Raw genomic sequence first — 14,468 nt, 5'->3', positions numbered from 1 at the left:
GGGCAGGGTTTTTAGTCAATCCGGCGCAGTGGCAAAATTCTTCACAAAGAGGTTTTATTGCAATGGTAAGCAGGCAAAGTAAGAACGCTATTTAAAGGATTTAGCCCAAAAATCATAGCGGCTCTCGCGGCTTATCTTTGCCTTGCCCGTTACGCGGCTCTTCCTGCTGCGGAAACTCCTGCCAACTGCCTGCCAACTCACGCACAGCTTGCGGCCAATCTTTATGGCCATTCTGTTTATCTTCGGGATAAGTCATCGGTTCCGTCATAATTACCTCCAACCTTAGTGCTCGGTGCAAGTATAAATGCGTTACTTACAGAGACAGAATATCAGCGGCAAATAAAATCGCCCCAGCTGTCGAAACCCTACCTGCTGTTTCGACTAAGCTGTGATACGTCAAACTAATGCGTTTAACACAGGAGATTTGTTATGCCAGCTAATACCGTAACACTACACCGGGTACTAAAAGCTACACCAGAGCGGTTGTACCGCGCCTTTTTAGACGCCGATGCGTTAGCCAAATGGTGTCCACCGCATGGCTTTACCGGCAAGGTTCACAGTATGGATGCGCGGGTCGGTGGTGGTTACAAGATGAGTTTTACCAATTTTAATACCGGCCAGAGCCACAGCTTCGGTGGCACCTATCTGGAACTAAAACCTAACAAGCTTATTCGTTACAACGACCAGTTTGACGACCCTAACCTGCCCGGCCAAATGCAGGTTACGATAAAACTAAAGCCAGTGTTGTGCGGCACTGAGCTGACGATTGAACAAAGCGGCATACCCGATGCGATACCGCTGGAGTTTTGTTATGCCGGCTGGCAGGAATCCTTGCAGTTATTGGCTCTGCTGACCGAGCCAGAAATTCCTGATCAGCCTTAGCAGTTGCGCATAGCTGGCGTTACCAAAACAAATAACAAGTTGCAAACAAAGCCCCGATAAACGCTGCAGAATGCGTATTATCCGATTGATAAACCGGCAGATAATAGGTAATTTAACTCACTGTAAAGTAGCTTATATTTTGAATGCGCGATCTTTGCTATCGCATACAGTATTGAAGAAAAATTATTCATGTTGTACACGCTGTTCAAGTCGCAATATATGCTATTTTTAGGAACGATTGTTTTGGGCATAAGTCAGGGAATGCACTGTGGCTGTCAAAGTACCAGGCTATAAAACCAGAACAAAAAACCAATATCAAATCAGTACTCTGCAGAGAATCAGTACATTTAGCATTAAATGTTTCCCTGATTCTAAATATCTTTGTAGCTACAACATCATTAAAAATATCCGGGGCTATCTGTCAGGGATTGCCTCCTGAACAGCCCTTTAGCGGGGCGCTACGACCTTCATTGTATTGGGAGTCAACATCATCATGGATTATAAGCTAAGTGCATGGAGCCTTCGTGCGGTAGTGTTCTGTTGCTGCGCGGTTTTGTTTAGTTGTGGCGGCAGTAAAGACAAGAGCACAGCCCCGCCCCCACTGTCAGCAAACGTTAGCATAAGCGGCAAGGTAAGCTATGACTTCGTCCCGCATAACAGCAATGGTTTAGGCTTAAATTATTCTGCCACCACAACCAAACCCGGACGGGGTTTAAGTATTGAATTGCTCGATGCTAATAATGTGGTGTTAGCGACAGCGACTTCAGATAACACCGGGCATTACAGTGCTGAAATCCAGCGCGATGCTATGGTAAAAGTACGCGTCCAGGCGCAGCTGTTGAAAACGCAATCACCAGGCTGGGATTTTAAGGTTATCGACAATACCAGTGACGATGCGCTTTATGTCATGGAAGGAAGTTTAACTGCGGCAACTGAAGCCACAGCAGTACGTAATTTACACGCTGGATCTGGCTGGACCGGCGCAGGCTATACCGAACCAAGGGTAGCCGCACCTTTTGCCATACTGGATGCGGTGTTATTAGCTGCCCAGCGCATGAATGCAGCAGCCAATAGTAAAGACTTTCCTGCGCTTGAAATCGCCTGGAGCAGTAAAAATAACACAGCCAACGGCGACACAACTCTCGGTGAAATCGGTACCAGCTTTTTCAGCGGCACCCGCTTATATATATTGGGAGACGAAAACAACGACACCGATGAATACGACCGCAACGTGGTACTACATGAATTCGGCCACTACGTTGAGGCACACTTTTCACGCTCAGACAGTATTGGTGGCGACCATCCTTTAGACGCAAAAGTCGATTTTCGTGTCGCTATGTCAGAAGCTGTTGCCAGTGCGTTTTCAGCGATGATGTTAGACGAACCTGTCTATAGTGATACCAACGGCTCTGAGCAAAAAGCAGGGTTTGTAGTAAACGTCAGTCGCAACGATCATGCTATACGGGGCTGGTATTCAGAGGCCTCAATACTGTCGGTGCTGTATAACTTCTATACCAGTAGTAATGGCAAAACAGCCCGGGATTTTACGCCGGTATTCAGCGTACTTAGTTCGGATAGTTTTGTCGCCAGTTCAGCCATGACATCTATTTTTACGTTTTATGATGCGTTGAAAGACCAGCAACCAAATCAGGTTATCACTTTTAGTGAATTACTGATGGAGCAAAATATTCAGGCAACGGATGCTTTTGCCACAGACGAAACAAATGATGGTGGCTACGCGGCAAATCTGCCGGTATATAAAATACTTGCTGACGATACAACGCCTACAACGGTGTGCAACACAAACCGGTTTGGCACTTACAATAAATTGGGTGTGACGCAATTTTTGCGCATCGATGTGGCCTCTGCCGCCACTTATCGGATTAGCGTACAAGAAACCAGTGCCGACTCCGGTGACTCCGACCCTGACATCTATCTGCATCGTAAGGGGCAGCTTGTCGGTCTGGGTGAAAGCTCACTGGTAGACGAGGAAACATTAGAACAGTTTTTGCAGCAAGATACCTACGTGATTGAAGTCGTCGATTTTCGATTGGCAGACTCACAGAACAACGACGAAATTACTGCGTGTTTTAACGTAAGCGCACAGCGTATTGATTAATCTGGAGCTTGTCATGATAAACAATCAAGTTTTTAGTTATATTCGCCATCCTGTTGCCATTGCTATTGTTTTAGCGGCAAGCCTTTATAGCTGTGCCTACGCAGTAAGTGATAACAGCGGGCAACCAATTGCCAACACTAGTGCAGCGGCAGATAGCAATAAAAGCCAGGCAACACGCTCGCCTGGCAAACCCGGCGCAGCAGTGCAGCTTAAAAACTCTGCAGTCTTATTTATTGCCGCTCCGGGGCTGCATGATCTGTCGCTCACCCTGGTGTCGTCCAGTGACGCAGGCACTATGACCGTTGATGTCAGCTCCGCTGAAGGTGCTGAAATCGTGTCAAATGACCGCCATTTTGAGTTTGCCTTGCAACCTGATGCTGAGTACCAGCTGCCGGTTACATTAAATATCACAGAGGAAGGTCGTTTTTATCTGCAACTTCACATAACAATTACTACTGAAGAGCAAACGTCAAGCCGCGCGATTGCGGCAATAGTGCAGGTAGGTGAACCAGCTGCCAAAGCCCAGAAACCGTCTAAGAACAATGCCGGCAACAAAACCGACGCTGTTATTGTCCTACCGGCACAGGAAACTATTCTGCCCGAAGGTAATTAGTCGCTGTAATATCCGCTCGAACCAAGGGGATTGTTTAGCCAATCCCCTTAGCGCGGCAGTCCAATAGTGGCTGTACACCGTGGGTAGCATGCCACTTTTCAACAGTTAAACGCGGCTAACTGCGCTATTCGCTGACGTTAAAGGTGTGTAATTGGTCCTTTCTAAAATAGTGCACGCCAAACAGTAATGCGCCGGCATTTCCTGCCACGCTGGGGTCACCGCTGTGCCTGAATATGACATAGTCATCACCTTCTTCTATCAACTCACCATCGGGAAGATGCATTATTGAAGGCGTAACTAAACCGCCGAATTTACTGCCATAGATGTAATAGCTGCCAAAATCGACGGTTTTGCCGGTTGATTTAAGCTCTCCCCGCACGTCACGCGCTATCAATTCAGCAAGCTTTTGCATGCCTGTGGCTAATTCCGCTTTCAGCGTTTCAACTTCTAAGGTACTGGGGTTTTTAATATCACTAACCGGAATATGCGTGGGGACATGATACAAATACCGGCCAACCCAGGTATTGGAATCAACTTCAATTGCTAACGAGATCCGAAACACATCGTCGAACGATTCCTGAACATAAGCCACCGGAAACAACTGCGTTTTTTGTGGCTCATGGCTAAAAAACTCGCTGCTGCTAAAAGCTGTTTCAGCCAGCTGCAATAGATCAATACCAACATAGTGCGCTTTATAAGATTCACTTTTGCTGGAGTTAATAGCGCCGCTTACTGCCTCGCCGACAAAAGGCACAGGCACAAGTAAGGTTGCCGCATTGTCAGCAAAGATCATGGCAAAATGCGTATCAGGAATTAACCGTGAGCCAGAAGGCAAGGTCGGAAATTGCGTACTTATCGAAAAACGCTTAATGGTGTTTTGCGGTGGCGGAACACTTGGCTGCATTGACACACAACCTGCTAATAAAAATAAACCCGCAGCTAAAAAAATTCGCATTGGTCACTCCTATGTGCCTGAAAATACTTATACCGCAAACTTTAATTGCGGTGGTATTGCCAGAAGAAATTAAATTGTAGCGTTAATAAATCACAGCACTAAGGTTAGGTGCTGATGTTCTTCCCCTGATGTTTCAGTCTTTGCACCTTTGATTAGCAACGCAAATTGTCATCTGACAATCTTAAGTTATTTGTACCTGACCCAATTTACTTGGTGGATGATGGGGAAATCTAACCACAAAACTTGCGCCTTTCAGGTTCTGGCAGCTGACTACTTTCACGTCGCCACCCAGCCATTTGGTAATACGTTCGACCAATGCCAGGCCTATACCGAATCCTGATTTATGGCCTGTGGTTTTTCCGGCTAGTCTGACAAAAGGTTGGAACACTTTGTCCGCATCCTGAGCAGGAATACCTGCACCATCGTCACTAATACACAGTATAAAGTGGCTAGTTGAATCGGACAGTGTCAGCTGCACTTTGTCCCGACAGTATGTTAATGCGTTGGTGAGCAGATTGCTCAGTATTAAGCTGACATGACGTTCATCTGCCCAAATCCAGTAATTTTCTGGCCCTGTTATCAGCTCCAGGCGCGGGTCATTCGCTTTTTCCAGGTGTTGCAGTACCAGCGGCTTTAAATCTATCCTGGATTTCGCCGTACTATCGAGTGAATGTTGCAGGCGGGAAAAATGAAGTAAAGCGTTGATTAAGTCCTCCATATCATCGAGGTTTTGATTAACCCGGACTTCGTACTGGCTTCTTAAATTTGGATCTGCTGTTTCGCAAAGTGTATCCAGCCCCATTCTCACTCTGGCAAGTGGTGTGCGTAATTCATGTGACAAACCTGCAGACAACAACTGATTATCCTGTATCAAGCGCACAAGCCGTTCAGTCATCTGGTTAAATGCCTGCTCAATTTCTTTGAGGTACCAAAAAGAGCCTACTGTTAAGCGGATATCTAACTTGCCATCACCAAAAGCAATAGCCGCAGTACGCAGCTTCGCCAAACGGATGAGAAAGGGCGCCAAAAAAATCAGCAACAGGCCAAGCAAAATGCTGTAAAACCCGGCAGTCAGTAGCCAGGGATTATCTATTACCCCGGTGACTGGCTCGCTGGCACGAGTCACCAGTAACACCGTTTGTGCATCGATAAGCGTATAAGCGGTGAGTCCTTCCTTTGATTCCAGAAATACCGATTTATCGGCATAAATTTGTTTCATTAGTGCATCGGGTAACGGGTAGTCCTTTAATGACTGCAGCTCGAATTGCAGTTTATTCTGCACCGGGGAAGCATCGGAGGCCGAGGCAAACCATCCGGATAACTGCTCTGGCTCGATACCCGATTTGAGGGCGCTTTGGATCAGCACGACCTGGCTTAGCAAATGTTGCTGCTCGTTACTAAGCCTGTGCTCGTTTTGTTGTTGGATCAAGGCATCAAACAGTTGCCCCAACACGATACTGCCAACAATCACCACCAACAGCAGGGCAAGCACAAAGCGCCACATTATTGCCACACCTCTGTTGCCAACAAATATCCTTTCCCCCAAATGGTTTTTATTTTGTAGGGTTCAGTGGCATCATCCAACAGCTTTTTGCGCAGCCTGGAAATGCGTAAGTCTATAGTCCGGTCAAAACCATCGTAATCAAAACCCCGCAGTTGTTGGCTTAATATTTCACGACTGACGACCCGGCCGGCATTTTGGGCCAGTAGCCAAAGCACTTCAAATTCTTTACTCGAGAGCTTCATCGACACGCCGTGCAAATGCACTGATAGGTCAGATTTGCAGATTTCTAAAGCGCCCAGTGCAATTTGCTCTGGAGCCACAGACGTGACAGCCACCTTGGTCCTGCGCAGCAGTGACTTAATACGGCTCTCTAGTAAACGCCCGCGCACCGGTTTGGTAATATAGTCATCGGCGCCCATTTCCAGTCCGAGAATTTCATCGATTTCTTCATCACGAGCCGTAAGCATAATAATAGGAACACCTGATCGCATTCGTAACTGTTTGCATATCTCGAGACCATCCATTGATGGCAACATACCATCAAGGATGATGAGATCCGGTAAGGCACTATTGAACGCATTTAAAGCTTGCTGGCCATCATGGTAAATGCTTACCTGATAGTTTTTCGCTAACAGGTAATCTGAAATCCACTCGGCCAGCTCTTTATCGTCTTCTACCAATGCAATTGTGATCATGCCTAAGCTCAAAACATGCGCCAGCGCATCGCCTTACTGTTGTTTTTCTTGTACATCCAAGCATACCTTATCGTTTGATTATGCAGTACCTGCCTATCCGAAGTTTGCAACGTGAGCACTAAATCCTGTTGCATCGCGAAATCTTGCTGCCATTGCCCTTGTTGCACACTATCCCAACAGTGCAATTTTTGTTCATCGGCGAACAAGCAATAGTTCTGCTGTGATGCCTGTTGCCAGGACACCTGTAAATTCAGGTAGCAGATATCGCCCTGTTTTAACGTGGTGCATTGTTTTGGTGACACAGTAAAACCTGCTGCCGGACTTTGTTCAGCCGCCACGCCGGAGTGATTCATTAAAGCCAGTGCAATGACCAGGCCTGATAATATGCTTATCTTCATTGGTCACCCTTAAAAAACATAACTAATTGATAAACTGAATGTTCTGCCGTTCTCGCTGCGCTTTTCATCGCCCTGCAGAATAGACTGTGAATAAGGGCTATCTATGATGCTATCGGCATAGCGTGTCATGCTAAAGTTACCCTCAACCAGCCAATTTTCATTAAGCGGCTTTTTAAATCCTGCTTTATAAATTAAGTTAACGCCCCCTTTTGCATCATACGCTGGCACGCCTGCTTGGTTATCGGGTATACCATAGTAGAAATCTAACATGGCAGCGTTTCGATACTGCGCCCCTACCGAGCTGTAAAGGTGCCAGTTGTTAATATTCCAACTTTTACCGAGCCAGGCCGCACCGTACAGCCCATTGCTGTAGTCCATCTTGTTGCTGTTGGTACCATACATCAACATTGTATCAAGCCCGGCAATCGTACCTATGGCCCTTAGCCCCCAATAGGGGCTGGGTTCTTTTTTAAAGCTGCCTTGTGCACTTGTGTAGATTAAGCCTCCATGCGCCATCGACAGTAAAACATCAAACTCCCAGTTTCCGGTAGTGCCCAGGTTGTAACCCATGGCAAATTGGTTGTCGAACTTGTCCGCTCTACCAGGAAATTCAATAAATAAACCATTGTTAAAATAATATGCGCCCTTTAGCTCAGGCCGTATTTTGAAGTCTTCAGACTGATACAAGCCCCGACTATTTTGAACCACAATACCGGCTGAAAAAAAACCGCCGCCATCGCGTTTCTGCAGCAGAAAATCATACCAGGATGTGTCGGATGTTGGCTCATTCGCCAAGCTCACTGTGCTGCATAATAAAAGTGGTGTTAGGAAGTAGTGTTTCATTTTGCAATTTCTTCTGGTGGTTAATTTGCGTCTAGCTTATCGAGGCAGTACAAGTTTAGCCGTATCAGGATATAGAAAAATGTATCAATCTGTATCATTAAAACCAAAGTTAATCATAGATTTATTGATGAGACACAGCTTGATACAAGCTGACACAGCCGTTTAGAAACTGATACAACCCGCAACCGTACTACCCGATAAAGTGAGTGCTTCTTCATCACCACGGGACATCAACATGAAAGTGAACAATCTTTTTTCTGGCATGATTATTGGCAGTTTAGCGCTGGCAATTACCGGTTGTGGTTCAGAGCATAAAACCAACAATGACCTCCTTTCTGAACCATTTGATTATCAGGCTTTACTCAATGCAGCAGCCGACGGCGAAATACCAGGTGTGGTGCTTTATATTGAGTCACCGCAATTTTATTTTTACGGTGCGGCCGGAATGGCTGATCTCAACGATAAAACACCAATGCCGATAGATGCCCGGATCCCAAATGGCAGTGCCGGTAAAAAGCTGACAGCTTTACTGGCTGCGATGCTGGTGGAGCAGCAAAAACTTGATTTAGACCAAAGTATCAGCAACTATCTGCCTGCTGAAATGACTAGCAGAATCGACAACGCTGCCAGTATGACAATCAGACAAATGCTACAACACAGCGCCGGCTTATTTGATTATTTAAACGATTCCAATGGTGCATTTTATGACGCAGTAGTTGCGGAGCCGGATAGCATAAAAACCGATGTGTTCGCCCTACAATTCGCCTTGGATCAGCCAGCCAATTTTGCCCCCGGTCAAGGCTGGAGTTATTCAAATACCGGATATATTTTAACGGGGCTTGTCTTGGATAAGGTTCTCGGCACCCATCACTCTCAAGCAATGCGCAAGCAAATTTTCGAACCTTTAGGCTTGCATAGTCTGAGTTACGGTGGCCTGGAAAAAAGTTACGGCTCCATCGTGCCGGGTTACTTTCACACGGCAGACGCTGTAGTGAACACGCGGCAATATTATCAAAATATCGGTGTGGCCGATGCACCTGTGGTCGGTAACGCCGAAGATATGGCTCTCCTACTGAAATTTATTGTTGAGGGTAAACAATTCAGCCACAGCATCCATCAGTTATTGATGAGCGACACCAGCTTTATTAGTACCGGTCTTGGTAGCCTGTTATACAGCTATGGTTTATTTAAAGAAACCATCAATGGTAAACAGGTGATCCATCATGGTGGCCGGGAACTGGGTTATGCAACTTACAACTTCTACATACCGGACACAAAAACGACTGTGGCGATGTTGGTCAACTGCAACGGTTATCAAGCCTGCGATGACGCGCATAACGCGTTATATCAAAAAGTGATCAGTGAACTCACCCAATAACACCGGGTTAAGTGGCACTGAGCTGACTATTGAGCAAAGCGGTATACCCGATGCGATACCGCTGGAGTTTTGCTATGCCGACTGGCAGGAATCGCTGCAGTTGCTGGCCTTGTTAACCGAGCCGGAAATACCGGATCAAGCGTAAAACCTTCGGCTGTATCAGCCAGCTACAGCTTAACCGGCCACATGTCTGGCCGGTAGCTCCCCTTCCCCCGCTTTGACCATACTAACTTTCTGCTGCGGTAAGTGGGTGTTAAGCCTCGCAAAAAGACGCTCTTAGTAAAATATGACCTCATCTAACTGCCTTACACTGCATTTGTTCATATTGCGAAACTTAGTACTTAAGTTTGTACACTTGCATTGTCAAATTGTACAAACATTGGTACCATCCCTGTATTCCGTTTCAGATGTGACAGTTAAAGAACGGTATGTTGAAAATGAGAGCCAAACCGAATATGAACATTCTTACTGTTAGTGAAGCACGGGCTAACTTTAAGGCGGTTATCGATACTGTACTGGATACTCACGAACCGACGTTAGTGACAAACCAGCGCTCTGGTAACGTTGTGATGATTTCTCAGGAAGATTACAACGCCATGCAGGAAACGCTGTACTTACTCAGTACACCGAATAATGCAAACCGTTTGCGGGAATCGGTAGCACGCATTAAAGCTGGCGCCTTCGAGGTGAAGGAAGCCTTTTTAGATGAGCAAGAAACTAACTAAACCCGGCGTTGCCTTTGATGCACACGCCTGGGATGACTACCAATATTTTAAGCAGTACAACAAAAAGCTAAGCGCCCGTATTGATGAGCTGATCAAAGAAGCCATGCGCGCACCACTGGAGGGTAAAGGCAAACCAGAACGGTTAGTGGGTGACTTCGCCGGCTTTTACTCACGCCGGATAGACCGCGAGCACCGCTTGGTTTACACCTACATAGATGGTTATCTGGTAATAGCGCAGTGTCGGTTTCATTATTAAAAACGAAGCAAGAAAAGCTACAAATGCAGCATTTTTTGCTTCGTTTTGCTTCGTTTTGCCGTTAAAAGCCGGGAAAAGGGTCTGGGCTAATTTAATCTAAAAATGCTGCAACTCCATTCTCAAGCGTATGTTGCGCCATACGCACCACCCTGCTACGCTGCGTATAACGCACCATCCGAAGAAAATTATCACTAATGGCCACTATGTATAACCCACCGCATCCGGGTGAGTTGATTAAAGAAACCATGGAAGCACTTGATGTCAGCGCCCGTAAGCTGGCATCGGCATTAGATGTCGCGCCCTCAACAGTGCAAAGGCTGATTAGCGGCAAATCCGATGTTTCACCGGAAATGGCGATTCGCCTCGCAGCAGTTATTGGCAGCTCAGAGCTGGTCTGGATCGGTATGCAGGATGCTTATGAACTGTGGCATGCAAGACAGAAAATAGATACTTCAAAGCTACAGCGGTTATGCAGCGTTTAGCTTGTATCAGCAGCCTAATCTGTTAAAAGGCTCAAAGTCCCTGACCGCATTTTCACTGGTTTTACTGAAAAAGGTGAAAATGCAAAGCATTAAGCTAATAATTTTATGACAAGAAAATCAATGACTCTGCCTATTTATTTCGATTCAATTTCCAATATGACTACAAACCTAAATACTCTTTAATAGTTGGGCCAGCCATTCTAACCTTTTGAGCAATTTCATCAGGTAAATGACTGTTTGCTGGAAATTTTCCACAAATCATAGCCAAAAAATACTCGGAGACCATTAACTCTTGATTATCACGACCCATCTGACTAATTAAATATTGAATAATTTTTTCCTTTTCAATCATGCCAAATTCTATGGAAGTTGCCACACGAATAAAAGCTGCCCTTATTAGCCCTTCATCAAAATTAGTAAAGTTATCTAAACTAAGCGATTGAATATAAGGAAATCTAGGGGCCAATCTATTTTTTTCGTCTGAATTTTCTCTCAGCAATTGAACTCCGGAAGCTACCGCGGCGACAACTCCTGCTATAGATGTTCCCATAGGAGCTAAATATGATTCATTACCTAGACAAATATTCTTAGTGCTTTCATTAAAATGAAACAAAGCATCTGAGCCCCTAATCCCACACTCTAAACTACTAAGTAACTCTAGCCTCAAATCAAGTATACCTGTCTTCATGAAGCTAGGCTTCAATACATCTTTTAAAGAGTTTCGCTCGACACACCAAGGGCACTCTCCCATTTTTGGATCAGGTAGCACTACCATTTCAATATACTTAAAATTTCTAATCACTTTTGGATCTTTGTAAGCTAAAGACCTATTAAGTCTCTGCTCAATAGATTTAGAACTTGGCCTAAACAAACCTGTCAGAAACAGTAAATCGGATACTTTCCCAGCCAAGCTATTATTTTCTCTTATGCGAGTATTAATTAATGTTAAAAATTCACCATTGATCACCGTTGATTCGTACACTACAATTTGATTTGAAGATAAAAGAATTTTTATATTCTCTGGACTTTCTATATGACTAGGAGCACCAAGTTCAATAACATTACAATCTTTTATTTCCTTCAAATATTCAACTAAATAGTCAACTCTCAAACAAACTATTGTCGCTTTTTCAGCGATAGAGACTTTTGTCAACGTTTCGATTTGCTGTCTAAATTGCTCTAACGATAGCAACTTGGTGTAATCAATAAAATAAGCATAATGTTTCTGATTTTTATCAGGATCACCTTTGTGAAAAAATAGCAAATCATCCAGATTCTTAGAGTACTTGTCGAAAAAAGCTCTGTTGCCTTCAGCTAAAGCCTTTTTAAGGCAAACGCCAGCGTCTCTCATATCCTTTATATAGTAAGCGCTTGGATGTATTTCAATGGCTTTACTACCAGATTTACAGTGCTCGCAATCATTGAAATCATAATTGCGAACTTCATGAGCCAGCTTACACAATGAATAATCTTTCTCTTCAAAAGAGTAGACTGCTAAAGCGCTGAAGTTAGCTTTAAAAGAAATAGACTTTACAATATTTGTAAAGTTTTGAATTAATGAGCCGCTGCTCACTACACTTACAATCAACAGCGGAGAGTTAGATTGAGAGATTAATCGGGAATTAGACTTCAATAGAGAATAACATTCTCGCTTCTTTTTGGCCGGATGAGCAGGCAATGCTTCAAAAGGAATTACCTTACCTATCAACTGCATAGCTCTGAGTGGTAAAGCCGCAATTGACCATGAGTCGATTAGTATAAAGTCCGAGCTTTCTACCTGTTGTAAAAGCCAAAATGCAATCCTGTCTAACTCATCTTTATTCTGAATTGAATCTCCTAGTCTAAAAAAAACATTCGTGTGTTTGTGTGATGGAGTTGCAAAATGGTACTGACCAGTAGATTTAAGATAGCTCTGCTCAGAATGCCTTTCCGATATTCTTAGCAAATCATTTTGTCTAACTTCTACAAGTCGTTTTTGTTCGCAATCAATTCTGAAAACACCGTCACCCCTCACATCAAACATTATATAATCATTCTCATCAGAACAATAATAAATAATGAAAAGCGAAGCATCACACAAACGAGAAATGAACTTCTGCCTAACTATGTCGTGCTCAGAGTCTTTTAGATTATTTAAAAAATCAATTTCAGTTACTAACAAATAACAATTTGTAATCGCCTTGCCGACAGTATCAACTTGAGATGATATCAGTGTATCAACAATTCCCGGAGATTTATTACCAATACAATTTAAAACGAGACTTTCCATATTACACCAAATCAAGTTGGGATTACTAGGGAAACAGAAGTCGAAGAATAGATCATTTCCTGATCGATTTGATTTACTAGAACAGTGTTTAAAATCTTGTTTTCTGTTAAAGAATAATTTGTCGCTAAAGTGCCAGATGTTGTCATAATAAGCAAAGCTTCTAAATCAGCAGCACATTTTAACGCTGTTGATAGTCCTAACCCTCTCCTAATTGACGATCTTGCTATTTTTGAGGTTACCCCTTCTTCAAAAGCGCTAGATACAACTTCAATAATATTTTTATTAAAAGACTTTCTTAACAACTCTCTATATATACCTTCGCCTGAATCTACTATGTCTATTACAATAAATCTTTTTCTATTTTGAGACATGTTATGAAGAATATAAGCCTCTATTGCTGTAGGAAATCTTGATTTTTTCAATCCTTCTTCGTTGACGAAAATTATCTTTGATAATTTGATGTAACGCAATCCTCTGCTTGCAGTTCTTCCGTGATGCACTGTATTTTCCCAAATTTCTTTAAGAAAAACGTACAAGTTAATCTTTTCTGTAATTTGAAAAATACGTTTCTGATCTGAAGACGTGTTACTTACAAAGCTATTCTCAATTCTCTTTTTCAATAGATCTTTGAAGCTTTCCTCAGAGGGTTCCTCATTTTCAGAAAGCAACTTGGGCGGATGAGTATAATAGGGATCAAGAGCATACAAAAATTGCTCTGTTGATCGTTCAAATACTCCTTCTTCTGCCTTCACTAGCAAGTCAATTTTTGACTGAACCAAATCGGTGACTTTCTTTCCATAACGATCTTCAATATCCACTCCTTGAAGACATATCGCTAAAAAGTAGGCTGAAACTAGAGAAGAATCGCTATTTATGCCATGCGTTTCAATGTCATATTCAGCCAAGTAAAGCCTTACTGAACTCAGCAAATTTCTCTTACAAAGTAGATTTATAATCGAAATGAAAAAGCCTTCTGCCCCAAGAGAGAAGCTAGATTCTTTCGAAATTATAATTTTGAATTCGTTACTGAAATTAAATTTTTTCTGTAAAAAATTAATGGAACAATTACGAGGAATGTTTACATCCATGCTTATTGAATTTCCGTTCCGAAACTATTAATTTCTTTATACCCTAGAAAAATTCACTCTTCAATAGGCCCTGTTGTTATTGGATATCGTCAGACTAAGATCGAATTTAAATATACAGACGAATAGGACTCACATATGTGTCAACCATCCGCTCTAAGCAGACTAAAAAAAGCCGGGCAAGCCCTAATGCCGGTCAGTTAAGCTGACCGGCATTTTTCTTTTTAACGGGATACTTAAGTTTGCTCGATTTAACACTTCTTG

At 43.5% G+C, this 14,468-nt stretch carries 17 protein-coding genes; 9 read left to right on the top strand and 8 right to left on the bottom strand.

Annotation, left to right across the window (positions count from 1 at the left end; translation table 11 throughout):
* Positions 1 to 112: 112 nt before the first annotated feature.
* Positions 113 to 268, bottom strand: coding sequence for a hypothetical protein (locus MN202_RS09585; protein ID WP_335735893.1), 156 nt, complete (start codon positions 266 to 268; stop codon positions 113 to 115).
* Positions 269 to 429: 161 nt separating this feature from the next.
* Between MN202_RS09585 and MN202_RS09580 the strand changes: the two genes are divergently transcribed.
* The 3 genes from MN202_RS09580 to MN202_RS09570 all read left to right on the top strand — a co-directional run bounded on the left by MN202_RS09580 (position 430) and on the right by MN202_RS09570 (position 3,614).
* The gene (locus MN202_RS09580) at positions 430 to 882 is read left to right on the top strand and encodes an SRPBCC family protein (protein WP_335735892.1); all 453 of its coding nucleotides are present in this window, start codon (positions 430 to 432) and stop codon (positions 880 to 882) included.
* Positions 883 to 1,375: 493 nt separating this feature from the next.
* Positions 1,376 to 3,001 (top strand): hypothetical protein, encoded by a 1,626-nt coding sequence (locus MN202_RS09575; protein WP_335735891.1) that lies wholly within the window; start codon positions 1,376 to 1,378, stop codon positions 2,999 to 3,001.
* A 13-nt stretch (positions 3,002 to 3,014) separates the two neighbouring features.
* Entirely contained in the window at positions 3,015 to 3,614 is a 600-nt protein-coding gene (locus tag MN202_RS09570) for a hypothetical protein (protein WP_335735890.1), read from the top strand.
* A 124-nt stretch (positions 3,615 to 3,738) separates the two neighbouring features.
* On the opposite strand, the gene MN202_RS09565 is transcribed toward MN202_RS09570, so the two are convergent.
* Positions 3,739 to 4,407 carry a hypothetical protein gene (locus MN202_RS09565; protein ID WP_335735889.1) on the bottom strand — a complete coding sequence of 223 codons (669 nt, stop codon included), beginning with the start codon at positions 4,405 to 4,407 and terminating at the stop codon, positions 3,739 to 3,741.
* On the opposite strand from MN202_RS09565, the gene MN202_RS09560 reads away from it, so the two are divergent.
* Positions 4,406 to 4,642: a hypothetical protein gene (locus tag MN202_RS09560; protein ID WP_335735888.1), complete on the top strand. Its 237-nt coding sequence runs from the start codon at positions 4,406 to 4,408 to the stop codon at positions 4,640 to 4,642. The genes MN202_RS09565 and MN202_RS09560 overlap by 2 nt on opposite strands.
* Before the next feature lie 108 nt (positions 4,643 to 4,750).
* On the opposite strand, the gene MN202_RS09555 is transcribed toward MN202_RS09560, so the two are convergent.
* Genes MN202_RS09555 through MN202_RS09540 form a run of 4 tightly spaced genes read right to left on the bottom strand, consistent with a single transcriptional unit; the run spans position 4,751 to position 8,009 of the window.
* Positions 4,751 to 6,073, bottom strand: coding sequence for an ATP-binding protein (locus MN202_RS09555; protein ID WP_335735887.1), 1,323 nt, complete (start codon positions 6,071 to 6,073; stop codon positions 4,751 to 4,753).
* Positions 6,073 to 6,768 carry a response regulator transcription factor gene (locus tag MN202_RS09550; protein WP_335735886.1) on the bottom strand — a complete coding sequence of 232 codons (696 nt, stop codon included), beginning with the start codon at positions 6,766 to 6,768 and terminating at the stop codon, positions 6,073 to 6,075. The genes MN202_RS09555 and MN202_RS09550 overlap by 1 nt, the downstream gene beginning before the upstream one ends.
* An 8-nt stretch (positions 6,769 to 6,776) precedes the next feature.
* Complete coding sequence (locus MN202_RS09545) at positions 6,777 to 7,166, bottom strand: DUF3019 domain-containing protein (RefSeq protein ID WP_335735885.1); 390 nt, start codon at positions 7,164 to 7,166, stop codon at positions 6,777 to 6,779.
* A gap of 9 nt (positions 7,167 to 7,175) precedes the next feature.
* A complete protein-coding gene (locus MN202_RS09540; protein ID WP_335735884.1) occupies positions 7,176 to 8,009 on the bottom strand; it encodes a MipA/OmpV family protein in 834 nt (277 codons plus the stop codon).
* Positions 8,010 to 8,211: 202 nt separating this feature from the next.
* On the opposite strand from MN202_RS09540, the gene MN202_RS09535 reads away from it, so the two are divergent.
* The 5 genes from MN202_RS09535 (at position 8,212) to MN202_RS09515 (ending at position 10,850) form a co-directional block, all read left to right on the top strand.
* Positions 8,212 to 9,387 carry a serine hydrolase domain-containing protein gene (locus MN202_RS09535; RefSeq protein WP_335735883.1) on the top strand — a complete coding sequence of 392 codons (1,176 nt, stop codon included), beginning with the start codon at positions 8,212 to 8,214 and terminating at the stop codon, positions 9,385 to 9,387.
* A complete protein-coding gene (locus MN202_RS09530; RefSeq protein WP_418334239.1) occupies positions 9,371 to 9,532 on the top strand; it encodes an SRPBCC family protein in 162 nt (53 codons plus the stop codon). The genes MN202_RS09535 and MN202_RS09530 overlap by 17 nt, the downstream gene beginning before the upstream one ends.
* 283 nt (positions 9,533 to 9,815) lie before the next feature.
* Positions 9,816 to 10,112 (top strand): type II toxin-antitoxin system Phd/YefM family antitoxin, encoded by a 297-nt coding sequence (locus MN202_RS09525; protein WP_335735882.1) that lies wholly within the window; start codon positions 9,816 to 9,818, stop codon positions 10,110 to 10,112.
* Complete coding sequence (locus tag MN202_RS09520) at positions 10,093 to 10,368, top strand: Txe/YoeB family addiction module toxin (RefSeq protein ID WP_335735881.1); 276 nt, start codon at positions 10,093 to 10,095, stop codon at positions 10,366 to 10,368. The genes MN202_RS09525 and MN202_RS09520 overlap by 20 nt, the downstream gene beginning before the upstream one ends.
* 194 nt (positions 10,369 to 10,562) lie before the next feature.
* A complete protein-coding gene (locus MN202_RS09515; RefSeq protein WP_335735880.1) occupies positions 10,563 to 10,850 on the top strand; it encodes a HigA family addiction module antitoxin in 288 nt (95 codons plus the stop codon).
* 160 nt (positions 10,851 to 11,010) lie between these two features.
* On the opposite strand, the gene MN202_RS09510 is transcribed toward MN202_RS09515, so the two are convergent.
* Both MN202_RS09510 and MN202_RS09505 read right to left on the bottom strand, forming a co-directional pair.
* On the bottom strand, positions 11,011 to 13,119 hold the full coding sequence (locus tag MN202_RS09510) for a hypothetical protein (RefSeq protein WP_335735879.1): 2,109 nt from the start codon (positions 13,117 to 13,119) through the stop codon (positions 11,011 to 11,013).
* An 11-nt stretch (positions 13,120 to 13,130) separates the two neighbouring features.
* Positions 13,131 to 14,207 carry a hypothetical protein gene (locus MN202_RS09505; RefSeq protein WP_335735878.1) on the bottom strand — a complete coding sequence of 359 codons (1,077 nt, stop codon included), beginning with the start codon at positions 14,205 to 14,207 and terminating at the stop codon, positions 13,131 to 13,133.
* Between the last annotated feature and the right edge of the window lie 261 nt (positions 14,208 to 14,468).

Source organism: Rheinheimera muenzenbergensis (assembly GCF_036984005.1).
Lineage (GTDB): Bacteria > Pseudomonadota > Gammaproteobacteria > Enterobacterales > Alteromonadaceae > Alishewanella > Alishewanella muenzenbergensis.
Note: the sequence above shows the minus strand (reverse complement) of the source record. Positions and strands in the feature narration are given on the sequence as shown.

Coding starts and splice junctions, on each gene's coding strand:
- MN202_RS09585 (WP_335735893.1), bottom strand. CDS start 268: ATGACGGAACCGATGACTTATCCCGAAGATAAACAGAATGGCCATAAA.
- MN202_RS09580 (WP_335735892.1), top strand. CDS start 430: ATGCCAGCTAATACCGTAACACTACACCGGGTACTAAAAGCTACACCA.
- MN202_RS09575 (WP_335735891.1), top strand. CDS start 1,376: ATGGATTATAAGCTAAGTGCATGGAGCCTTCGTGCGGTAGTGTTCTGT.
- MN202_RS09570 (WP_335735890.1), top strand. CDS start 3,015: ATGATAAACAATCAAGTTTTTAGTTATATTCGCCATCCTGTTGCCATT.
- MN202_RS09560 (WP_335735888.1), top strand. CDS start 4,406: ATGGCAAAATGCGTATCAGGAATTAACCGTGAGCCAGAAGGCAAGGTC.
- MN202_RS09565 (WP_335735889.1), bottom strand. CDS start 4,407: ATGATCTTTGCTGACAATGCGGCAACCTTACTTGTGCCTGTGCCTTTT.
- MN202_RS09555 (WP_335735887.1), bottom strand. CDS start 6,073: ATGTGGCGCTTTGTGCTTGCCCTGCTGTTGGTGGTGATTGTTGGCAGT.
- MN202_RS09550 (WP_335735886.1), bottom strand. CDS start 6,768: ATGATCACAATTGCATTGGTAGAAGACGATAAAGAGCTGGCCGAGTGG.
- MN202_RS09545 (WP_335735885.1), bottom strand. CDS start 7,166: ATGAAGATAAGCATATTATCAGGCCTGGTCATTGCACTGGCTTTAATG.
- MN202_RS09540 (WP_335735884.1), bottom strand. CDS start 8,009: ATGAAACACTACTTCCTAACACCACTTTTATTATGCAGCACAGTGAGC.
- MN202_RS09525 (WP_335735882.1), top strand. CDS start 9,816: ATGTTGAAAATGAGAGCCAAACCGAATATGAACATTCTTACTGTTAGT.
- MN202_RS09520 (WP_335735881.1), top strand. CDS start 10,093: ATGAGCAAGAAACTAACTAAACCCGGCGTTGCCTTTGATGCACACGCC.
- MN202_RS09515 (WP_335735880.1), top strand. CDS start 10,563: ATGGCCACTATGTATAACCCACCGCATCCGGGTGAGTTGATTAAAGAA.
- MN202_RS09510 (WP_335735879.1), bottom strand. CDS start 13,119: ATGGAAAGTCTCGTTTTAAATTGTATTGGTAATAAATCTCCGGGAATT.
- MN202_RS09505 (WP_335735878.1), bottom strand. CDS start 14,207: ATGGATGTAAACATTCCTCGTAATTGTTCCATTAATTTTTTACAGAAA.